General features: G+C 69.0%; 22 protein-coding genes. 9 read left to right on the top strand and 13 right to left on the bottom strand.

Annotated features, from left to right (window positions below; translation table 11 throughout):
* Positions 1-13 precede the first annotated feature (13 nt).
* The 3 genes from ABZ794_RS03410 (at position 14) to ABZ794_RS03400 (ending at position 2,585) form a co-directional block, all read left to right on the top strand.
* Complete coding sequence (locus ABZ794_RS03410; RefSeq protein ID WP_357513976.1) at positions 14-1,162, top strand: sensor histidine kinase; 1,149 nt, start codon at positions 14-16, stop codon at positions 1,160-1,162.
* On the top strand, positions 1,159-1,821 hold the full coding sequence (locus ABZ794_RS03405) for a response regulator transcription factor (protein WP_210783607.1): 663 nt from the start codon (positions 1,159-1,161) through the stop codon (positions 1,819-1,821). The genes ABZ794_RS03410 and ABZ794_RS03405 overlap by 4 nt, the downstream gene beginning before the upstream one ends.
* 98 nt (positions 1,822-1,919) lie before the next feature.
* A complete protein-coding gene (locus ABZ794_RS03400; RefSeq protein ID WP_210783609.1) occupies positions 1,920-2,585 on the top strand; it encodes a DUF2306 domain-containing protein in 666 nt (221 codons plus the stop codon).
* A 73-nt stretch (positions 2,586-2,658) separates the two neighbouring features.
* Here ABZ794_RS03400 and ABZ794_RS03395 read toward each other — a convergent pair whose 3' ends face one another.
* On the bottom strand, positions 2,659-2,991 hold the full coding sequence (locus ABZ794_RS03395) for a TraR/DksA C4-type zinc finger protein (protein ID WP_210783611.1): 333 nt from the start codon (positions 2,989-2,991) through the stop codon (positions 2,659-2,661).
* A gap of 480 nt (positions 2,992-3,471) precedes the next feature.
* Here ABZ794_RS03395 and ABZ794_RS03390 point away from each other — a divergent pair, with 480 nt between their 5' ends.
* On the top strand, positions 3,472-5,616 hold the full coding sequence (locus ABZ794_RS03390) for an amylo-alpha-1,6-glucosidase (RefSeq protein ID WP_210783613.1): 2,145 nt from the start codon (positions 3,472-3,474) through the stop codon (positions 5,614-5,616).
* Between the two features lie 21 nt (positions 5,617-5,637).
* Here ABZ794_RS03390 and ABZ794_RS03385 read toward each other — a convergent pair whose 3' ends face one another.
* From ABZ794_RS03385 to ABZ794_RS03350, 8 genes are all read right to left on the bottom strand, one after another.
* The gene (locus ABZ794_RS03385) at positions 5,638-6,372 is read right to left on the bottom strand and encodes a VOC family protein (protein ID WP_357513972.1); all 735 of its coding nucleotides are present in this window, start codon (positions 6,370-6,372) and stop codon (positions 5,638-5,640) included.
* A gap of 113 nt (positions 6,373-6,485) precedes the next feature.
* Positions 6,486-6,842, bottom strand: a complete 357-nt coding sequence (locus ABZ794_RS03380) for a DNA polymerase ligase N-terminal domain-containing protein (protein WP_357513970.1) — start codon at positions 6,840-6,842, stop codon at positions 6,486-6,488.
* A 50-nt stretch (positions 6,843-6,892) separates the two neighbouring features.
* A complete protein-coding gene (locus ABZ794_RS03375; RefSeq protein WP_210783619.1) occupies positions 6,893-8,005 on the bottom strand; it encodes a Gfo/Idh/MocA family oxidoreductase in 1,113 nt (370 codons plus the stop codon).
* Positions 7,975-8,685: a ThuA domain-containing protein gene (locus tag ABZ794_RS03370; RefSeq protein WP_357513968.1), complete on the bottom strand. Its 711-nt coding sequence runs from the start codon at positions 8,683-8,685 to the stop codon at positions 7,975-7,977. The genes ABZ794_RS03375 and ABZ794_RS03370 overlap by 31 nt, the downstream gene beginning before the upstream one ends.
* 839 nt (positions 8,686-9,524) lie before the next feature.
* Positions 9,525-11,000, bottom strand: a complete 1,476-nt coding sequence (locus tag ABZ794_RS03365; protein ID WP_307850528.1) for an RICIN domain-containing protein — start codon at positions 10,998-11,000, stop codon at positions 9,525-9,527.
* Between the two features lie 29 nt (positions 11,001-11,029).
* The gene (locus tag ABZ794_RS03360) at positions 11,030-12,469 is read right to left on the bottom strand and encodes a glycoside hydrolase family 43 protein (protein WP_357513965.1); all 1,440 of its coding nucleotides are present in this window, start codon (positions 12,467-12,469) and stop codon (positions 11,030-11,032) included.
* Positions 12,470-12,505: 36 nt separating this feature from the next.
* The gene (locus ABZ794_RS03355) at positions 12,506-13,903 is read right to left on the bottom strand and encodes a family 43 glycosylhydrolase (RefSeq protein WP_357513963.1); all 1,398 of its coding nucleotides are present in this window, start codon (positions 13,901-13,903) and stop codon (positions 12,506-12,508) included.
* A 507-nt stretch (positions 13,904-14,410) separates the two neighbouring features.
* Complete coding sequence (locus ABZ794_RS03350; protein WP_357513961.1) at positions 14,411-14,995, bottom strand: NADAR family protein; 585 nt, start codon at positions 14,993-14,995, stop codon at positions 14,411-14,413.
* A gap of 9 nt (positions 14,996-15,004) precedes the next feature.
* Here ABZ794_RS03350 and ABZ794_RS03345 point away from each other — a divergent pair, with 9 nt between their 5' ends.
* Positions 15,005-15,688, top strand: a complete 684-nt coding sequence (locus ABZ794_RS03345; protein ID WP_357513959.1) for a DUF6817 domain-containing protein — start codon at positions 15,005-15,007, stop codon at positions 15,686-15,688.
* Between the two features lie 123 nt (positions 15,689-15,811).
* Here the strand turns inward: ABZ794_RS03345 and ABZ794_RS03340 are convergent, their stop codons facing one another.
* The gene (locus ABZ794_RS03340) at positions 15,812-16,684 is read right to left on the bottom strand and encodes an ATP-grasp domain-containing protein (protein ID WP_357513957.1); all 873 of its coding nucleotides are present in this window, start codon (positions 16,682-16,684) and stop codon (positions 15,812-15,814) included.
* 61 nt (positions 16,685-16,745) lie between these two features.
* Between ABZ794_RS03340 and ABZ794_RS03335 the strand changes: the two genes are divergently transcribed.
* On the top strand, positions 16,746-17,339 hold the full coding sequence (locus tag ABZ794_RS03335) for a GNAT family protein (RefSeq protein WP_210783633.1): 594 nt from the start codon (positions 16,746-16,748) through the stop codon (positions 17,337-17,339).
* 46 nt (positions 17,340-17,385) lie between these two features.
* Here the strand turns inward: ABZ794_RS03335 and ABZ794_RS03330 are convergent, their stop codons facing one another.
* From ABZ794_RS03330 to ABZ794_RS03320, 3 genes are all read right to left on the bottom strand, one after another.
* Positions 17,386-17,790, bottom strand: a complete 405-nt coding sequence (locus ABZ794_RS03330; protein WP_357513955.1) for a hypothetical protein — start codon at positions 17,788-17,790, stop codon at positions 17,386-17,388.
* 101 nt (positions 17,791-17,891) lie between these two features.
* Complete coding sequence (locus ABZ794_RS03325; protein WP_357513953.1) at positions 17,892-18,767, bottom strand: endonuclease/exonuclease/phosphatase family protein; 876 nt, start codon at positions 18,765-18,767, stop codon at positions 17,892-17,894.
* A 152-nt stretch (positions 18,768-18,919) separates the two neighbouring features.
* Positions 18,920-19,546, bottom strand: a complete 627-nt coding sequence (locus tag ABZ794_RS03320; RefSeq protein WP_210783744.1) for a disulfide bond formation protein DsbA — start codon at positions 19,544-19,546, stop codon at positions 18,920-18,922.
* A 39-nt stretch (positions 19,547-19,585) separates the two neighbouring features.
* Between ABZ794_RS03320 and ABZ794_RS03315 the strand changes: the two genes are divergently transcribed.
* From ABZ794_RS03315 to ABZ794_RS03305, 3 genes are all read left to right on the top strand, one after another.
* Positions 19,586-20,113, top strand: coding sequence for a MarR family transcriptional regulator (locus ABZ794_RS03315; RefSeq protein WP_210783637.1), 528 nt, complete (start codon positions 19,586-19,588; stop codon positions 20,111-20,113).
* 44 nt (positions 20,114-20,157) lie between these two features.
* Entirely contained in the window at positions 20,158-20,685 is a 528-nt protein-coding gene (locus ABZ794_RS03310; RefSeq protein ID WP_210783639.1) for a GNAT family N-acetyltransferase, read from the top strand.
* Positions 20,686-20,777: 92 nt separating this feature from the next.
* The gene (locus ABZ794_RS03305; RefSeq protein ID WP_210783641.1) at positions 20,778-21,380 is read left to right on the top strand and encodes a GNAT family protein; all 603 of its coding nucleotides are present in this window, start codon (positions 20,778-20,780) and stop codon (positions 21,378-21,380) included.
* Positions 21,381-21,382: the final 2 nt, after the last annotated feature.

Genomic DNA, 21,382 nt, shown 5'->3' with positions numbered 1-21,382 from the left:
CACCGTTCGTACGATGAGTCCCATGCATCCTCGCCTGCACGCGGTGTTGACCGAGCCGCGTGTCTCCCCCGCCCCGTCGCGGACGTGGCGCGATTGGGCGATGGTCGCCGCCCTCGCGCCGGCGATCGTGGTGGAAGGAATCCTCCGACCCGATCTGCCCTGGCGGGTGGGCTGCGTCGTCGTCGCGCTCGCGCTGCTGCCCACGCTCCTGTGGCGGCGTACCGCACCGCTCGCGATGGTGGTGATCGCGTTCGGCTGCACGACGGTCGCCCCGTTCGTGCTGCCCGGCGATCCCTGCCAGCTGTTCACGGCGAGCTTCCTGGTCCTCCTGGTCTACGCGCTGTTCCGCTGGGGCTCCGGCCGGGAAGCCGTGCTCGGTTCGTTCTTCGTGGTGACCAAGGTGACCGCCGCCGGCCTGGTCGGCTCGGCCGACGGCGGTGAGCTGGTCGCCGGCTTCGCGGTGATGTTCGCCGCCGCCACGCTGGGTGTCGCCATCCGCTTCCGCGCCGCCGCCCGGCTGCGCGAGCTGGATCGGGTGAAGCTGTTGGAGCGTGAACGGCTCGCCCGCGACCTGCACGACACGGTTGCCCACCACGTGTCGGCGATGGCGATCCGAGCCCAGGCCGGCATCGCCGCGTCGGCGACCCAGCCGGATGCCGCCGTCGAGGCGCTGCGCACCATCGAGGCCGAAGCGTCCCGTGCGCTTGCCGAGATGCGCGCGATGGTCCGCGTCCTGCGCCGCAACGAGCCCGCCGACCTGGCGCCCAACCCGCAGGTCGCCGACATCGGGCGGCTCGCCGGCCAGTTCCGCACCGGTCCGACCGTCGACGTGGAGCTGCGCGGCGACCTCGGCGAGCTTCCGCCAACTGTCGGCTCCGCGCTCTACCGCCTGGCCCAGGAGTCGGTCACCAATGCCCGTCGCCACGCGCGCCACGCCACCCGCATCGAGGTCAGCGTCGCTGCCGACGACACGTCCGTGCGACTGCGGGTCAGCGACGACGGCGAGGCCGGCGCCGCTCGTCCGACCGGCTCGCCCGGTTTCGGCCTGGTGGGCATGATGGAGCGCGCCGACCTGCTCGGCGGCACCTGCGAGGCCGGCCCCGATCCCGACCGTGGATGGACCGTCACGGCCGTGCTTCCGCGCGAGGGGGTCGGCGCGTGACGGTTCGCGTCCTCGTGGCGGACGACCAGGAGATCGTCCGTACCGGCCTCACCATCATCCTGAACACGCAGCCCGGCATCGAGGTCGTCGGTGGGGCGGGCGACGGCCGCCAGGCGGTCGAACTCGCCCGTCGGCTCCGCCCCGACGTGTGCCTGTTCGACATCCGGATGCCGGGCATGGACGGCATCGAGGCCACCCGGGCGCTCGCCGGGCCAACGGTCCCTGATCCGCTAGCGGTGGTCGTCATCACGACCTTCGACCTCGACGAGTACGTGTACGCGGCGCTGCGGGCGGGCGCCCGCGGCTTCCTGCTCAAGGAGGCCGGCCCCGACCTGCTCAGCCAGGCCGTGCACGCCGCCGCCAACGGGGACGCGCTGATCGCGCCGAGCGTCACCACGCGGCTGCTGAAGGCGTTCGCCGACGCCGATCCGGCCGCACCGCGCAGGCAGCCCATCGAGGCGCTCACCGACCGGGAGGAGCAGGTCCTGGTCGCCGTTGCGCGGGGACGCACCAACCAGGAGATCGCCGACGAGCTCTACATCACGTTGAGCACGGTCAAGTCGCACGTCACCAGCCTGATGACCAAGCTGGGGGTGCGTAACCGGGTCGAGTTGGCGATGTGGGCGTACGAGACCAACCGCCGCCGACGGCAGTGGTGACCGGCGGAAGTACGACGACGGCGTCCGACCATGGGCCGACCCGACTGCGGCCCATGTGCCGATGAGCGAGGGCGGGTGCGGCGTACACCATCGATGGCATGACGATGCGCGAGTGGCGGCTACCGGCCGCGTTGATCCTGCTGGGCCTGATACCGATGCTCGCCGGCGCCGGACGCCTCACCGAGCTGGGCAGCGGACCGGAGGTCACCCCGGCCAACGCGCGCTTCGTCGCCGATCCGCTGCCGGTGGTGCTGCACATCGTCGGCGCGGCGGTCTACACGATCCTCGGCGCGTTCCAGTTCGTGCCCCGTCTGCGCCGCCACTCCTGGCACCGCCGTACCGGCCGCGTGCTCGTCCCCTGCGGGCTGACGGTCGCCTTCACCGGCCTGTGGATGGCCGTCGCGTACGACCTGCCGGCCCATGACAACGACGTGCTCGCCGGCATGCGACTCGTCTTCGGCTCGGCCATGGCCGGCGCGATCCTGCTCGGCCTCGCCGCCGTGTTACGCCGGGACATCGCCCAGCACCGCAGGTGGATGGCGCGCGGTTACGCGATCGGCCTCGGCGCCGGTACCCAGGCGTTCACCCACGCGCCGTATTTCATCGCGACCGGTGAACAGCCCGACGGTAACGTCCGGGCCGGCCTGGTGGTCGCCGGCTGGTTGATCAACCTTGCGGTGGCCGAGTGGTACCTGCGGCGTCCGACTCGGGCCGTCGCCGCGGTGGCCCTGCGCCGAGCTGAGCCCGCGCCGCAGAGAGGCTGAGGGGCTGTTGTCTCCCCTCTCGCACCTGACGGTGTGGCTGCCGCGCCGGCGGTACGGCAGCCACACCCCGGCGTCACCTGTTCTGCTTCTCCTGGCACGGCACGCAGAAGCGAGCGTGCGGGAGAATTTCGAGCCGCTCGGTCGGGATGCTCTGGCCACATCTCTGGCAGGCACCGTAGGTGCCGTCGCTGATCCGGTTCAACGCACCGGTGATCTGCTCGATGTTCTGACGGGTCGCCAGCAGCAGGGCGGCCTGGTTGTGGGCCTCGCCGGGGTCGCCGGTGTCCGCGTTGAGCTCGGTCAGTTCCCGCAGCCGAGCCGTCTGGGTGGCGAAGTCGTCCGCCAGGGACACTCGCAGGTCAGCCAGCCAACTCTGGTCGAGAGTACGACGATGATCGACGCTCATGATCTGCCTTTCAAGGGGAATGGGTGGGAAAAACAAAAAGGGCCGAAGCTTGGATAGCTTCGCCCTGGCGGTCGTTCTGGGTATGCAACGACTCCGCAGGTGGGCCTCGGCCGGTTCGCATCGGGCTCGACGTTGTGCACGTGGGCGCGGTGTGCGGCGGGCGGACAACCGGCACCCGCATGTCGGCCTTGGGGCGTGTCGTCGTCGGCACGCGCACAGCATCGCTCACCGCCACCTCGGTGGCGGCGGGCGAGCGGAACGTCACCGGCGGCATGCCCCCACCATAGAGCGGGGTTGCCCTAATGCCAACGTTCGCGGTGGAGCCTCGTTCGGGCCACGAACTGCCGCTTTTCGCCGCAATAGCGCCGTTGCCCGAACCCGGTTCGCGCCTTTCGATATCGCAGCGAGGTCATCTTCTCGAGTCCTAGACTGCGGTGCGTGGCGGGGTCTTTACCCTGCCAACCGGGGGGAGAGAATGGCATGCAATCTCAGTCGACACCGTCCGGGTCCCCGTCGACAACGCAACAATCCGACAAGGCTCACGGTGGAGCCAACCGGGACATGCCGCCGGAGTTGGGATCGGACGCTGTCGGCATATTCGAAGGCCGCACCTTCATGTTGTCCGATCCGGCCGGGAACGTGCCGAGCGACTCCATCGCTGGCCTGGTACACGACGACACCCGCTACCTCAGCCGCTGGGAGCTGACCCTCGACGGGAACGCTCCACTCGTCCTCAGCGCAAACCCTGTCGATCCCTACTCAGCGGCCTTCTTTCTGGCGAACCCTGAGATCGAGGGCCTGGCGGCGAACCGGGTCGGCGTGCGACGGGAGCGTTTCGTCGGCGACGGCATGCACGAGCGGATCACTGTGCAATATTTCGGTGCCGAGCCGGTCTCCGTGCGTCTGCGGTTGGATGTCGGCGCGGACTTCGCTGATTTGTTCGAGATAAAGGGAACGGGACGGAGCAGGCTGGCCGACATCCGGCGGACCCACCGGTCGGACGGCTCAGCGCTGTCTTTCTCCTACCAGAATTCGCACTGGTCGGCCGTCACCACCATCGAGGCCGAGCCGCGTGCCGATCGGGTCGAGGGCGACGCACTGGTCTGGGACGTGCACCTGGGGCGAGGTCAGACCTGGGGTTGTGAGCTGCGGGTGCTGCTGAACTGTCGGGGCAGGGACTACCAGCCCGTCAGCCGCACCTTCGGCGAAGAGCAGGACCCCGGCGCCGACGACGCAGCCTGGCGGTGGAGGGCGAACAAGCCGCACCTGAGCGCCGAATCAGACCTGTTGCGCGACGTGTACCACAAGTCGGCCAGCGATCTGGTGTCGATGCGGATCGCCAAGGAGATTCGGGGTGAGCAGGTCGTTCTGCTGGCCGCCGGCATGCCCTGGTTCCTGGCGGTCTTCGGACGAGACACTTTGATCACCGCCTACCAGAGCGTCAGCTGCGGACCCGACGTCGCGCGGGGCGCGCTGGTCACTCTCGCCGCGCATCAGGGCGGCGCCATCGACGACTTCAGCGACGAGGAACCGGGAAAGATCCTTCACGAGTTCCGCTCCGGCGAGCTGACGCAGCTCGGCATCATGCCGTACGGCCCATGCTTCGGTGCGGCCGACACCACCCAACTGTGGCTCATCCTGCTCTCCGAGTACTGGCGGTGGACGGGCGACGACGCACTGGTCCAGCGGTTGCGGCCGAACGCCGACGCGGCTCTGCGGTGGATCGACACCTTCGGGGACCGCGACGGCGACGGCTACGTCGAGTACGCCACCCGCTCCCCCGAAGGTATGCGCAACCACTGCTGGCGCGACTCACCGGACGGGGTCCAGTTCGCCGACAGCAGCCTTCCCTCCCTGCCGGTCGCGACCTGTGAGATCCAGGGCTACACCTATGACGCGAAGCTTCGCGCGGCGCAACTCGCCGACGGCCCGTGGGCCGACCGCGCATTGGCGCGACGGTTGCGTACCGAGGCCGCCGAGCTGCGCGAACGCTTCAACCGCGACTACTGGCTGCCCGCGCGCGGCGGCTACTACGCGATCGGCCTCGACGCCGACAAGCGCCCCATCGACTCGATGACCTCCAACATGGGTCACCTGCTGTGGAGCGGCATCGTCCCGCCGGACCGTGCCGCCACGGTGGCCCGGCAGTTGATGTCCGACCAGATGTTCTCCGGCTGGGGTGTCCGGACCCTTTCCACCGAGGACGTGGGTTACAACCCCATCGGCTACCACCTCGGGACCGTGTGGCCACACGACAACTCGATCATCGCCGCCGGGCTCGCTCGGTATGGCCACCGCGACGCCGCGAACCGCATCGCTGTGGCGATGCTGGAGGCCGCCGCCCACTTCGAGCACCGCCTGCCCGAGGCGATCTCCGGGTACGACCGCTCGCTCGGCCGACGACCCGTGCCGTACCCCACCGCCTGCAATCCCCAGGCCTGGGCCAGCGGCGCACCCCTGCTGTTCCTGCGGACGATGCTCGGGCTCGACGTCAACGACGGGATCCTCGCCACCGATCCGCACGTTCCCGAGGCGCTGGGGAACATCCGGCTGACCGGGGTCGCCGTCCACGGTGGGCGACAGACGGTTGAGGCGTCCCCGTCGCCACCCGGTTCCTCGGCCTGAACCGCGGCGCTCAAGCTTGAATCAGCCCGGGGTGAGGAGACAGAACTCGTTGCCCTCCGGGTCGGCGAGCACCCGCCACGGAACGTCTTGCCCCAGGTCGATGGGGCTCGCGCCGAGACTCCGCAGCCTGGCCGCCTCGACCTCCGGGTCGTCACCGGGGTACGGACGGACGTCGAGGTGGACGCGGTTCCACCCGCTCTTCACGTCAGGGGTACGGACGAACTCCAGGTAGGGCCCGACGCCCTTGGCGGAGCGCAGTCTCGCACCCTGATCGGTGACCTCGTGCAGGGTCCAATCCGTGGCCTCGCTCCAGAATCGGGCCATGGCTCGCGGATCAGCGCAGTCGACCACTACGGCGGCGATCGGTCCGGTGTCCCGGTAGAGCGCCCTGGGCTCCAGGACGCAGAACTCGTTGCCCTCCGGGTCGGTCATGACCGTCCACGGCACGTCACCCTGGCCCACGTCGGCAACGGTTGCGCCGAGATCCGTCAGGCGTGCGACCACCTGCGCCTGGTGGGCCGTCGAGGTGGTGGCGAGGTCCACGTGCACGCGGTTCTTCACCGATTTGGGCTCCGAGGAGACGACGAGGTCGACGCAGACAGCGACGGGGTCAGGGTAGACGAATCCCTCGGGTTCGAGGTTGGTCACGCCGGGGCCCTCACTGGAGACTCCCCAACCCAGCGCCTGCGCCCAGAAACCGCCCAGCGCGGAGTCGTCCCGAGCCTTCATGTTGATCTGAACAAGCCGTGTCGCCATGCCGTGATGCTAGGACCTATCGAGTCGACGGTGGCACCCGACCTGACGTGACGGGACGGGCTCACACCGACCGCCGGCACAGCCACGCGAGCACAATTGGAGCCTGTGGCCAGCTATCCGTGCTGGTCCGGAGGCTGCTCCCTCGTCAGGTGCAGCAGCCATCCCTCGCCGGTGCGAATGAGCGCGTATCGCCGGCGACCGGTGCGGCCGTGCAACGTGAACAGCATCCGGCGGTCGGTGCGATCATGCTCTTCCCAGGTGCCGATGTCGGCGATCGACTTGTCGACGTCCTCGTAGGTGAGGTGATCGAGATCGTGGTCGGGCACGGCGATCGCGAGCCGGTTGTCGCTGGAGCTGTCCGGCAGACCGCGAGGCACCGCCCATGAGCGCAGCACACCGTCTTCTTCGAGCCGCAGGTCGAAGTGCGGTCGTGGTTTGCGGTGGTGATGTAGGACAAAGGCGGGTGCCACTCCCCCATTGTCGGCGCCGGCCGGCCCTTCCGCCCGTCAACGCGACCAGCTCACGACGCCTGGTAGGCCGTCCAGTCCTCGATCGGAGTGAGCGGAACCGGCACCGGCCGCTCCACCACCGTCGTCAGCTCGATCCGCTGGCCTTCGGTCGCCGACCGGAGCAGGCTGGTCATGGTCTCGAGTACGTGCAGTGCGACGTCACCGTCGGCGCGCGGGGGACGCTGATCGTCGGCCCTGACCAGGTCGATCAGACCGATGCCCCGGGAAGCCCCGGCGTAACCGGCCCGCGGTTCGAGAGCGCGCCATTCGGTGTCGCCGAGCGCGAAGAGGCGGACTTCACCGTCGAAGTAGTTCGGATCGGGTACGGCGAGCGTGCCGGCCTCGCCGTGCACCTCGATCGGTGCGGCCGTCGTCCTGACGCCGTCGAAGCTCGTCGTGATGGTGGAGAGCGCACCGTTGGTGTGCTCGAGTACGCCGGTGAGGTGGGTGTCCACCCCCACCGGGATCCGCTGGCCGGTGCGCGGGCCCGAGCCGATGACGCGCTCGGCGCGCAGGCGGCTGGCGGCTCCGGTCACCGCCCGGACCGGCCCGAGCAGGTGGATGAGCGCCGAGATGTAGTACGGCCCCATGTCCAGCATCGGGCCGCCGCCCGGGGCGTAGTAGAAGTCGGGATTGGGATGCCAGCGCTCGTGTCCCGGAGTGACCATGACAGCCGATGCGGACATCGGGCGGCCGATGAGCCCGCCGTCGATCGCCGCCCGCGCCGTCTGCGTACCCGTACCCAGGACGGTGTCCGGCGCGCACCCGACGCGGACGCCGGCCGACACGGCCCGATCGATGATCGAGCGGCCGTCCGGAAACGTCACGGCGAGCGGCTTTTCCACATACACGTTCTTGCCGGCGTCGATCGTGCCCAGCGAGATGTCGGCATGGGCCGCGGGGATGGTGAGGTTGAGCACGGTCTGCACGTCCGGGCGGGCGAGCAGACGCTCGACACTCATCGCCTCGGCTCCAGGAATCGTGGCAGCGACCTCGGCCGATCGGGAGACGTCGAGGTCGGCCACCGCGACGATGTCGACCTCAGGGTGGCCCGCGAGTGTGTCCAGGTATGCGCGGGAGATGACCCCGAGACCTATGACGCCGACGCGGTGCGGGTCGCCCACACCATCCCCCTCTCGATCACGGTACGGACATCCGCGTGCTCCAGCACGTCGAGGCTGTGTCCCGGGGTCGTCACGACGATGCGCCCGGCACCCCACTCGCGGGTCCAGATCGCCGGTGAGGTGACCGGGCGACGCCACGGATGCCACGCCTGCGTCGGGTGGGTGGTCACGGCCAGCACGTCGATCAGATCATCGTGCAGCACCCAGTACTGTTCGGTGACCAGGTCGAAGCCCTCGATGCCCGCAGTGATCGGGTGCTCCCGGCCGAGGTCGGTGACGCGCACGGTGTGCGGCAGGAAGTTGTCCTCCGGGCCACCGTGACGCTCACACGGCTCCCGGCCCGGATGGGTCGCGAACTGGCCGCCCACCAGGTGCAGGTATTCGGAAGACGCGCGGAACGAGTCAACGATGCCGCCGTGCCAGCCGGTGAAGCCCGTGCCGGCGATGACCGCCGCGCTGAGGCCCGCCACCTGGTCCGCGGTGATCTGCGACATCGTCATGCACTGCACGACGAGGTCGGTCGCGGCCATTTCGGCGGGGTCGGCGTAGATCTCAGTCGACTCCTCGACCCGTACGGCATAGCCGCTACGTTCGAGGAAGGGGAGGAACAACTCCGTCGCCTTGACCGGCTGGTGCCCCTCCCAACCGCCCCGAACCACCAGTGCTCTCCGCTGCGCCACCGTCGCTCCCTCCCACGGTCCGTCACCACCGGGCTGGCCGCTCCGGCCCCGACGACGTGCCGCCGACGCCCGTACGTGCCGAGCACCGAAACCGTACCCGTGGTCGCCGACAAAGCCGACCTACGCCGGCTTGCGGGTGCCACTTTGCCCGGTCGGCATACGCCGCACCACGAACGCACCGGTGCTGGACCGCCGAGAGACTCCGGGCAGGTCGGGTCGCAATCGCGAGCGTCGTGGCGGGACCCGCTGATCAACCGCTACGGCGGTTGCCGTACTGGCGAGGGCTCTGGACCGAGCCGCGGCCACCGAGGTGCTGACCCTTTCCATGCGGTTGAGGTGAGGCCACCTTGCCCTTCGCCCGTCGGGCAGCCCGATTCGCGGGAACGGCCGGCTGTTCGGTCTCGGTCTCGGCCGTTGAGGTGTCGGCAGCCACCGCGGGGTCGTCTTGGGCGGGTTCAGGCTCCGGCATCGGGTTCTCCTTGATTTGGTGGGGTCCTGCGGACCATCGACGGCCGGCGGACGTGGACTGATCGACGCCGAGGTGCGCGCCTTGACGGTAGCGCAACGCCAGGCCCAGCTGAGTGCTCCCCCACTCCGACGGGACAGTCGTTACCTGCTGGCTGCCGGCGCAGGCAGCGTCTTCAGCGCTCAGACGATGGTGGGCTCCTCCGGCAGGTGGACGAGGTCGGCGCGAGGTGCGCCTCCACGAGGACTCATTCCAGGTGGCCGACGCCTACGCCGAAAGACCGGCGTCAGACGGCGTCGCTCCGGCCCGCACATCCCGGGTACCGGGTTGTGCGGGCCGGAGCGTGGATCAGTGACTCGGTCGGGACGACAATTCAGACTGCGGTGCGTGACCACTGCTGGTTGGTGCCGGAGTTGCACGAGTACTGCTTGAGGACCACTCCGTCCGCGGTCGCGGCTGCCGGCACGTCCACGCACTTGTTGCTGTGTCGTGCCCGGAGCTGGAAGTAGCCGCCGTTGGTGACCATCTGGAACTGCTGGTTGGTGCCGGTGCCGCAGGTGTACTGGACGAGCTCGGCGCCGTCGGCGGTCGACGCGCTCACCACGTCGAGGCACTTTCCGCTGTTACGGCTGATGATGCGCCAGTAGCCGCTGCCGGCGTCCTGGAACTGCCACTGCTGCCACGCACCACCACCGTACGTGTACTGGCCGACGCGCGCGCCGTTGTCGGTGTTCGGTGACTGGACGTCCATGGCCTTGCCGCTGTGCCGCACGTTGATCCGGTAGTACGTCCCCGTCGACGGCGGAGGCGTCGTCGGGTCGCCGCCGACGGTGTCGCCCCACGCGTACCGGATCCGGTCCGCGCCCGAGGTGTTGCGGACGGTCAGGTTGAGGTCGGTGCCGGTACCGTTCAGCGCGAACATCGAGTACCAGTCGTAGCCGATGGTGCCGGTCTTGCCACCGAGGGCGGGCCAGTAGGTGCCGCCCATCTGATTGTCGCGCATGACCTGGGCCATGGCGCGGATGTAGCGCACGAAGTTGTCGGTGCTGCCCGCGTCGGCGTAGTTGCGGCCGTCGTTCATGGGCGCGCCGAACTCGGTCGCGACCGCGCGGGAGGCGCAGTTGCCGAGGCGGGCCTGGATGTGGCTGCGGAAGGCGTCGTATGTCATCGCGCCGTAGAAGAAGGCGTAGTAGTGGAAGGACAGCAGCGTCGAGTTGAATCGGCTGTCGTTGCAGATGTCGCGCAGGTCCTGGCTGAAGCCGGTGCCGCCGATCAGCACCCGGCCGGGCACCGCCGAGTAGTGGTAGCTGAGCCAGTTCGCCGCGACGTTGCGCCACTCCGCCGAGCTGTAGCCGTGCGGCTCGTTCATCGGCTCGAAGTAGACGTTGGTGTTCGTGCCGTACGTGTTGGTCACTGTGGACCACATCGCGTTCCACGCGGCGAGGTTCGTGATCCTGCCGCCGGAGGCGGCGCCGTCCTCCCAGTAGGCGAGGATGACCTTGAAGCCGCGGGCGGTGGCCGCGTCGATGGCGCCTCGATATGCCTCCCACCAGGCCGTCCCCACCGTGTGGGTGTTGATGGGCAGTCGGATGGTGTTGACCCCCATGGTGGAGGCCATGTCGTCGTAGAGGGCATTGGCCTTGGCCCGCACGGTCGCGTTGCTGTCGGACATGCTCAGGCCCTGCACGACGAGCGGGCTGGTCTTGAAGTTGTCACCCAGCATGGCCCAGTTCATGCCTCGGAACTGGTTGGTGGCGGCGGTCGCCGGCGACGACGCGACGGCGACGATGCCAACCATCGCCGTCAACGCGGCCACCAGGGCGCAGAGCACCCGTCGATGTAGTGCCACAGTCGGAACTCCTTGGAGAGGGACCAGGTTCAGCTGGTCACGCGGAAGGTGGCGTCGGCACGGCTCTGCGCGTCGGACACCGGGTCGAGCCGGAGCAGGTAGGCGTAGTGCCGGAGGTAGCGGTCCGGGTGGCTGTAGGACTGGAACGACGTCCACGACGAGTTGGCCAGGCCGGCGACCTGCCGGAAGGTGGCGTCGGCGGCGAAGGTGGCGGTGCCGTCGTTGGCTTCCAACCGGAAGTCGTATCCGTAGTGGCGCAGGTAGTGGCCCGGGTAGTTGACCGACTGGATGGAGACGGTGCCGGAGCCGACCAGGCCGGGCACCACCCGCCACTGGCCGTCCTGCGCAGGGCTCACGTTCGGGTCGATGCGGACGTCGTAGTCGTAGTGCCGCACGTACCGGTCCTGGAAGTTGTACGACTGGATCCGGTTGACCGCTGTGGCGGGCCAGCGGGCGAGCACCCGGTTCTGTTCGGCAGCGGTCAGGTTGAGGATCGAACCGTGCCGTTTCTTGGTGCCGCCCATCGCGTACGAGCCGGACGCCGGCAGTCGGTAGCTGCCCGGGCTCGACGGATCGGTGGTCAGGACCGGCAGGTAGCCGCGCCCGCTGGAGTACTGGTCGAGGTAGAGGACCCACTCGTTGCGCGTGTTCATCTTCATCCACATCGGGCCTTCGACCTGCGCACCGGTCAGCCCGATGCCGGAGAGGTTTCCGAGGCTGGTCCAGGTGCCGAGGATGGAGTTGCTGCCCTCGATGGCGATCTGGCCGTCCCGGGAGGCCCGGACGTAGCGGTAGGCGCCGACTCCGGCCGGCACCTCGACGATCTGCGTGTCGATGATTTCCTGGTTTCCCGGCCGGTTGACGTAGACCTGCGGCGTGGTGACGCTGCGGAAGTTCGCCGTGCGCGCGTAGTAGATGCGGTGCTTGGTCGCGCCGTTGAGCGGGACGTTCGTCGCCCAGTAGAGGACGTAGTCGCCGGTGGCCGGGTTCCAGATCGCCTCCGGTGCCCAGGCGTTGCGTCCGTCCGGGATTGCGCCGGCGACGTTCAGCAGCCACGGCGCCGACCAGTTGACCAGGTCGGTGGACTCCCACACGACGAGGTTGCGGCTGCCGTTGTTGATTGCGGTCGACCAGTCCTGACCGCAGCCGATGCACAGGTCCGTGGCAATGATCCAGTACCGGTCGCCGGCCGGCGAGCGGACCAGGGCGGGATCGCGGACGCCGCGGGTGCCGACCGTGGACCGCAGCACGAGCCCACCGTTGTTGAGGTCGGTCCAGCGTAGGCCGTCGGTGCTGTGGGCGAGGTAGATCTGCTGGTCGGTCGACGACTCACCGGTGAAGTGCGCCATCAGGTAGCCGACGGTCGGGTCGAGCGCGGCCGCCTCCTTGGGTGTCGCCGCCGACCAGGTGGTGAACAGCAGGCTCGCGGCCACCGCAACCGCGCAGAGCCGGGCGAGGACTCTCGACATGTGTCTCTCTCCTTCGCGCAGGGGCTTACCGGTCAGCTAGAGCGTCGGTGCGACAGGCCGGATGGTGCCGTCGGTGCTGAACTCCATCCGGTCGATGGCGGTCTCGCGATTGGTGCCGTTGCCGGTCGGCACGGCGAAGCGGTGGTAGGCGATGTACCAGGTGTCGCTGCCGGGGGCGCGGACCACAGAGTGGTGACCGGTGCCCTTGATGCCGACGTCGAGGCGCTTCTGCAGCACCACGCCGCGCCTTGTCCACGGCCCGAGGGGTGAGGGGCCGGTGGCGTAGGCGACCCGGTAGTCCTCGCTGCGCGTGTCGTTCTCCGACCACATGAAGTAGTAGAGACCGTTGCGTTTGAACACGAACGGTGCCTCGTTGTAGCCCGACGGGGTGATGACCCGTGCCTGCGCCGCGTCGAAGGAGACCATGTCGGCGTTCAACTCCACCGCCCGCGCGACGCCCTGCCCCCAGTACAGGTAGGACTGCCCGTCGTCGTCGGTGAACACCATGGGGTCGATCGTCTGCCCGCCGGAGAACTGGTCGCTGCGGATCAGCGGCCGGCCCAGCGCGTCACGGAACGGTCCGGTGGGGTGGTCAGCCACGGCCACGCCTAGCTGTTTGGCCGTGTTGCCGCTGGCCGCGCCACCGCTGAAGTACAGGTAGTAGCGGCCGTTGGCGCTGGCCACCGCCGGCGCCCAGGCCGAGTTGTCCGCCCAGGACACGTCCGGACCGTGGTCGAGGATCACGCCGTGGTCGGTCCAGTTGACCAGGTCGGTCGAGGAGAACGCCTTGTAGTAGGTGCCGGCCCAGCTCGCGTAGCCGTCAGTGGTCGGGTACAGGTAGTAGCGGCCGTTGAACGCGGTGAGGTGCGGGTCGGCGAAGAGACCCGGAATCACCGGCCCCTTGGTGGTCCTGGGTGCCCAGGGCGCGACGAGGCGGAAGGCGCTGTCCGCCCGGAACGCGGCCGTGTCCTGGTAGGCGTCGAGCCAGAGTGCGAAGTCGCGGTGCCGGATCCGCCGGCTCGGGTAGTTGTACGAGACGAGCGCCACCGATCCGCTGACCGAGCCCTCCACGGCGCAGAAGGTGGCGTCGGCCCGGAACGCCGCGTCGCCGGTGTTCGCATCGACCCGGAGCCGGTAGTCGCGGTGCCGCAGGAACATGCCCGTCCTGGTCTGGAACGAGTAGCAGGTCGGCGACGCCAGACCGTTGACCACGGTGAAGGTGGCATCGAGCTTGGTCTGGTTGGCGCTGCTGGAGGTGACCGGGTCGAGCTGACCGAGATAGTCGATGTGCCGCACGTACCGTCCGGACTGGTTGACCGCCTCCAGCGAGACCACGCCGGTCGGCAGGCTGGCGGCTTGCGCCGGCCCGTCGGCCACCACCACGACAGCCGCGGCGGCCATGGCGGACAGCACGAGCAGGGCACGTGGACGCATGGTCGATGCTCCCGACAGAAACGCCATCCGGCCCCCTCTCGCAAGATCGTCTATGTTAGCGTTAACAAGAGCAGCCGGTATCCGGGCTCAGGCTTGAGCGGCCTGGCGACGGGGTGGAGTGTTCGCATGCGGTGCCTCTGGCGCGTCACACGACCACAGACGCAATGTGTTCGGCTCGTTAAGTTCGCGTTGCGGACAAGTGTTAGCGATCGCATCTACGAGTGTCAAGGGATCGACCGCGGCCACTCTCCCGGGACCCCGGTCACGCCACCCGTCATCCACAGTCCCGGTCAGACCGTGCCGCCACCCTCCTGAAGCCATCGATGGACGACGGCGAAGTCCGCTTCGGTCAGGCCCGTGTACGAGTCAACGCGGTGCAGCAGCGCCCGCGCCGGGTGGTGAGCCCTCACCCATCGGCGGTCGGCTGGCCAACCGGTCGGGCCTTGAAAGTGATCAGCGGTCCGTCCACATCGGGGACGATGACCGGACGTCCGGCGAAGCCGGGAGTCACGCCGGAACCGTCCCCTGCCGACCGTGATCCTCAAGCACCTCACGCACCTGCATGAGCGCGAAGCCCAGCAGGTTGAGGCCTCGCCAACAGGCGGGGTCGACAGCAGCCGGATCGTCGCGGTTCAGGCCGATGCCCCAGATCCGGTCGACCGGGCTGGCCTCCACCAGGACTCGCTGCCCGGTGGCCAGCAGAAACGCCCGGAGCGCGGGGTGTTGATCGAATTTCGCGAGGTTGCCGGCCACCACGATCGCGATGCGGTGTCTACTCCAGGTCTGCTGATCGAAACCCGCGACGCGTCCGCCCAGCACCTTCGCGGCGTGGGGATGCGGCGCGGCGAGGATCTGTTCCGCCATCGCGCGGTCGCCGAACAGGATGGCCTTGCGCCACATCATGTAGTGCTCCGACGTGGCGAACCGCATGTCGCCGGCGGTGAACGGCGCCGGCCACCACTGACTCAGGCAACCTGCGCCGACACCACCGTCACGTTCGGGCTGGTGCCCCCAGAAGAACAGGAATTTGACCTGACGACCCTGCGCCTGCGCAGCGGCCAGATTCGCGACGCTCCGAACCGATGCCAGCATGATGGGTAAGTGTGCGGCACCAGCGCTCCGCGTACCCCGCATTTTTCGACCGCGACGACTGCTCGCGGCCGCCGCGACGCCAGGCATGCCCACAGCGCTGTGACATATTGCCCACGTCCGGCGGCCATCGAACCCGACGGCCGATACCTACAGTCGGACCATGACCATCGACGACGGCGGCGGGTCTGGCTCCGCCGGCAGGGAGCTGAACAGATCGCCCATCCCGGAGGCAACCTGTACGTCCACCTGTGTCGAGTCAGCGAACGACTCGCCGTGCTCGGCTGCGCCCGTGACGGGCAAGCAGCGGGCCTCACCCACGCCGCCTACGGGACCGACGGGTTCGACGTCACCCTGGTTGATCGGGCCGATCGTGCGGTGCTGCGGGATCTCGTTGGCGCCGACGCCGAGAAGCTCGTCTATCTGTACGGCGCCTGCGACCGTGGACGCAGCTGGCAGGAGCTGGCGAGGACCGGCGAGGTGTTCGACCGCTTCGCACGTCAGGTGCGGACGCCCGATGAGACTCAACTTCGGTCGCTCGTGGACCTGAGCATCGTCAACGAGCTGGACGTCATCGAGCACGATCCTGCGGTGGCGGACCGGCACGGGGCCTACTTCCGGGAGCTGTTCGCGTCGTGGGCCCCGATCGCCTCGGAGCAGGTCATCAGCGATGCGCAGCGGGTCCTGCGGCAGTGACACCCGAATCGTCGCGTCCGACAGCACGGACCTTCGGCCGCGTACGGGTGCGAGCCGTCTAGCCCGGCAGCTTCGATCCCTTTGCTCCGGGGCACGTGAATGTGGTCAGCCGGGCACGCGCTCTCATCGACGTGCGCGCGCTACGGGCGTGGCGGGCCCGAGTAGGGCGGCAACCATCGTTTCGGGCTCGATGGTGGTTGGTCGATCGCTGACCTGCCCGTCGCCGAGTTCGATGACCCGCCACACGCCGTCGGCGCGTAGGGCGAGGTCCACGGTGACGAAGGGCAGACCGAGCCCGGCGATCATCGGCGCGAGCGACTCCAGGTCGACCTCGACCGAAGGGCGGTCGTTCGGGCTGTCCGGATGAGGGCCGATCAGGACGCAGTCGCCGTTGACCCACCAGGTGCGTACCTCGGCGGAGGTGAACCGCTCGAAGCGGCGCAGCACGAGCCCGCCCACGAAGTCGTCCTCACGCAATTCCAAAAAGCGGCTCGCCACTCTCCAGACGGCCACCGCGTCGTCGAGCTCGGGGATGAAGGCCGCGTCGTCCCAGTAGTGCTTCATCGACTTGGTGTAGTCACGTAGTACCGCGGGTCCCGCCCCGAGCGCGACGCGCGCCTGGTCAAGATCCGCCTGATCCGAGCCCCGGGTCCACACCGATGCGGGAGTGACCGCCGCCAGCGCCGCGTACCAGCCGGGCAGCTCATGTGCCCGCCGATACTGCTCAGCAGTGGTTCTCAACACCACACCGCGCTCGGCGAGAGCCTCGGCGAACGCCGCGTACCGCTCGCTGCGCAGCATCCAACCGCGGTAGACCGCCGCACCGGTCCCCGAGACTGAGGCCATCGCCGGACGTACGTCACCGCCCCGCGCCAACGCGTCGTGGTCGACCATCGCCACCTCGAATCCCGCAGCACGGGCCGCTTCAGCCTCGGCCACGAAGTGCTCGTCCGGGCGGCGTGGACGCAGCGGGTTCGCGGGAACGATCAGGATCACCCCCGTATCCTGCCCCCGGAAACTGGTTGCCTGTCGCGGGGGTCGCGCCGACGATCACTCGATGCCCAGTGACCAGGAGACCCCCGACTTCTCGATCAAGCCCACCCTCACCGGTGAGCGAGTGATCCTGCGGCCCTTCGTCGACGACGACCTGGACACCTTCCGGGCGGCGGTGGCCGACCCCGAGGTGGCCAGGCTGACCGGCAGCCCGGCCGACGACGCTCCCGACGAGGAGCGGATGCGTTCCTGGTACGGCAGCCGCAACGCGCAGACCGACCGACTCGACCTGGCGGTCGTGGACCGCGCCACCGGGGCCTGCGTCGGCGAGGTCGTTCTCAACGACTGGGACCCCGCCAACCGGAACTGCAACTTCCGCACCCTGCTCACCGCCGCCGGCCGCGACCGCGGCTTGGGCACAGAGGCGGTACGCCTGATCGTCGGCCACGGTTTCGAGAGGCTCGGCCTGCACCGCATCTCCCTGGAGGTGTTCGCCTTCAACCCCCGGGCGCGGCGGGTGTACGAGAAGGTCGGCTTCGTTGCCGAGGGTGCGCTGCGGCAGGTCCTGCGCGACGGCGACGACTGGGTTGACGCCACTGTGATGTCGATCCTCGCGCCCGAGTGGGCGGAGCACCGGGGACATCCCGAGCGCCGATGATGGGCGTCAGCCCGCACACCCTCGATGCGAACCCGCCGCCACTCCACTATCTTGCGATGTCGCGGAACGGCCGCCCGTCCTCGATGGTCGGTAAGGCTGCGCTTCTCGCGATCCAGCGGTCGACGTAGGCCTTCAACCCGTCGGCGTTACGCGCCGTGATCAGCCAGTCCCATGCAGCGTCGCGGATCTCCCGTTGGGCGATCATCTCAGTACCGTCGCCGTAGTCGAACGGGAAGCCGTCGACGATGTCCGACAGGCCCCCGAAGAGGGGGTAGAGCTTGCCGACACTCCCCTCGCTGACCTCGCTGACCTCGACATTCGGCTCGGTCAGTGCGCCCATCAGCTCCCCGATCACCAGCACCGAATCCTCTGCGCCCTTCAGCACGCGGTACATGTACTCATCGACGAGTTCGATCACAGCAGGCAGCGAAGCCGGCACGGTGTCGGTCACGCTCGCATTGTCGTCTGCCGTGCCAGCCGCGTCGCATCTGCCCGGCAGCACGGAACGCCTCGGCCGGGAGCGGGCGCAGGACCCGGCGGAGGGCGGGCGCGTCAGCTCTGGATGGAGAACGTCGCGACGACACCGTTGTGGTCGGACCTGGTGCCACCGACGATGTCGTAGTCGGTCATCCACATGAGCTGGTGTTCGGGCAGCCGCTTCCAGAAGTAGACGTAGTCGATGTGCCGGTTGCCGTGCGTCCCGGTGCCCTTCTCGCCGTACAGGTTGTAGTTGGAGCGCAGATTCGGCAGCTCGTTGGCCTCGAAGACCTGCCACGGGAACTTCGCGTACCCGAAGCTCCGGTCGGCGCTGAAGTCGACGTTGAGGTCTCCGCTCACGATGACCTGGCCCTCGTCCTGCTTGTCGACCGCCAGTTCCTTCAGCCCCTGGAACTGCGCCTCGGCGCACCTGGTGCGCGGCAGGTCCGCCGGCCGGCCGGCGGTTTCGATGCCGGCCACCGCATGGGCGTTGACGTGGGTCACGTTGCGGCCGCTGGCCTTGTGCCGGTACTTGACCCAGTTGTTGTACCGCGCTGGCGGCACCTCGCCCGGACCGTTGGTGTCACAAACGAAAATCGAGCCCTTGTCGAGTACGTCGAACATGCTCTTCTTGGCGATCAACGCCTCGCCGGCCTGGTTGGTGCCGCCCGGCGCGTACAGCCACCAGCCGTTGTCGGCGGCCCAGTTCGCCAGGAAAGCCTTGCGGGCGTCGACCTCGTTGAGTCCGACGAGGTCGGCCTTGGACGCGATCAGGTTCAGGTCGTGCACGAAGTCGGCCTGGCTCAGCCCGTAGTAGATGTTCAGCGTGGCCGCCTTGAAGCCCACGCTCGCGGCAGCGGCCGGCGCCGCCGGCAGCAGGGCCGCCACCAGCGCGACCGCGCCCGCGAGAGCGCCCAGGGCGCGGGCCGACCAGTCCGTTGTCGTGCGCATCGAACTCCCTCCGCATGGGCCGCCGGCGCTGGCCGACCAACGGACACTATCGATTCGAGCCGACGCGACGCCGAACCTCCGGTGACGAAGCATCGACAGACCTGGGTCGACCAGTGCGGGGGTACCCGACTCCCCCGTCGGCAGCGGTGGAGCTACGCGAAGGTGAGGCCGTCGGACCGGGCGCGTTTGAGTTCGGAGAAGGCCGGGCAGCCGGCCAGCAGGCGAGCGCCGTCGAAGACGCGGACGGCCTCCTCGCCACGAGGGATCGAGGTCAGCACGGGGCCGAAGAAGGCCACGTCGTCGACGACGACAGTCGGGGTGCCGAGGTCCTCGCCCACCAGTTGCTGTGCGTGGGCGGTGCTCGCCCGCATCTGCGGGTCGAGGTCGCTGCGGTGGGCGGCGTCGGCCAGGTCGGCGGGGAGGCCGGCCTCGGTCAGGGCCAGCGGGACGACGGTGTCGAAGTCCTTGTCGCCGGCGTCGTGGATCCGGCGGCCGAGCGCCGGGTACAGCCGTGCGAGGGCGGCGGGGCCGTGATGCGTGGCTGCCGCCACACACACCCTGGCCGGCCCCCACGCCCGATCGTTGAATTCGCGGTACCAGGGCTCCAGGTCACGGTGCTCGTTGATCACCGCGAGGCTCATCACCTCGAACCGCAGAGTGAGCGGCCGCATCTTCGCGACCTCCATCAGCCAACGGGAGGTGATCCAGGCGAACGGACAGGACGGATCCACGTACGCCGTGACCACCGGAGTTGACGTTCGAGGCGAGTTGTCTTCCACGGAAGGCAACTTATCTTCCCTGGAAGGTAAGATGCAACGGTGAATGACGACCGGATCGCCGACATCGTTGGGCAGTGGGGTCGCGAGCGACCGGACCTCGACCCCACCCCGTTGCTGATCATCGGTCGCATCCAACAGTTGGCTGCCGTACTCGATGAGGCCCTGCGGCCGCCGTTCGCCGCGGCGGACCTCGGCAACGGTGACTTCGACGTGCTCGCGGCGCTGCGCCGCGAGGGCGAGCCCTACACGCTCACGGCAGGCCAGCTGAGCCAACGGATGCTCGTGACCACCGGAGCCGTGACCAAGCGGGTGGACCGGCTGATCGCCCGCGGCCTCGTGTCGCGCTCGGTCTCCGCAGCCGACGCGCGCGGCAGAGTGGTCGGGCTGACGCCGACCGGCGTGGCGTTGACCGACCGGCTCATCGAGGAACATCTGGCCAACGAGGCGGCAATCCTCCGCGGCCTGACCGACAACGACCGCCGAACCCTCGAGCGCCTACTGACGGCGATGAGTCGGACCCTGACCTCCGGGGACTTCGGACCTGGGGGTGGGGGTCAGGACGGGTGACGCCCTCGATCGTGATCGGCCATTCCTCGGATTACCATTCGGTCATGGACACCACCGCCGGCGTACGCATCAGACGCGGTGGCCCGGCCGACGCGCCCGCCGTACTGACCATGCTCGATTCCGCGGTGGTGTGGATGAACGACCGCGGCAACACCGAGCAGTGGGGCACGACGCCGTTCTCGGAGAAACCCGAAAGGGCCGCACAGGTCGATCGGTACCTGACCGAGAACCTCCCGTTCATCGCGGAGGTGGACGGGACGCCGGCCGCAGCCCTCGTGTTGGATTCCGGGCCCGACCCGCGGGCACCGATCGCGCCTGCGGAAGAACCAGAGCGATTCGTCCGCCTCCTGGTCTCCGATCGACGATTCGCCGGGCGGAAGCTCGGGTCGGCCCTGTTGGCACACGCGGTGGAGGAAACCCGGCGAGCCGGCGTGCGGTTGCTACGGGTCGACTGCTGGGCGGGCGGTGGCGGCGAGTTGGTGGCGTACTACGAGCGCAACGGGTTCACTCCCACCGAGACGTTCCTGGCCGGATCCTGGCCGGGGCAGGTGCTGGCCCAGCGGGTCGATTGAGCCGTGCGCCCCCTCCCACCGAGGACGGGGCAGGGGCCATCGGGCCGATATTCGGGCGTCTCGCCGGGGTGCGTCCACTAGCGTCCCGCCTCATGGAGAACACCACAGTACGCACTGAACGCCTCGAGCTTCGCCCGGTGCGGGACGAGGACGTCGACCGGATGCTGGAGTACCGCAATCTGCCGCAGGTCACGCGCTGGCTACTCCGCACGCAGGTCGACCCCGCGTCCTTCCGCGCGGCGTGGCGACGCGCGGCCGCAGACCCCGACGACCACAGCATGGCGGCCACGCTCGACGGCGTGGTGATCGGAACCGTCTCGCTCGACGTCGTCGACGGCATGGGTCAACCCGGCATGCCACCACGGACCGAGGCCCAGCTTGGCTACATCTTCGATCCCGCCTTCGGCGGACGTGGGTACGCGACCGAGGCGGTGACCGCTGTGGTGGCGCACGCATTCGACCGGCTCGGCGTTCGGAGAATCACCGCCGGCTGCTTCGCGGACAACCTCGCCTCGGTGCGAATCCTCGAGAAGGTCGGCATGCGTCGGGAGCAGCACGGCGTCGGCGATTCCTGGCACGCCGAACTGGGCTGGGTGGACGGCTACACCTACGCCCTCCTCGCCGAGGCATGGCATCGAGAGGCAGCACCGTCGGAGCAGCCGGCCGTGTCCATACCGGTGCCGCGAGCGCGGTGAAC

The sequence above is a fragment of the Micromonospora sp. NPDC047187 genome (assembly GCF_040643355.1).
Classification (GTDB): Bacteria; Actinomycetota; Actinomycetes; order Mycobacteriales; family Micromonosporaceae; genus Micromonospora; species Micromonospora salmantinae.
The sequence above is the reverse complement of the archived record's forward strand: the minus strand, read 5'-3'. Positions and strand labels throughout refer to the sequence as shown.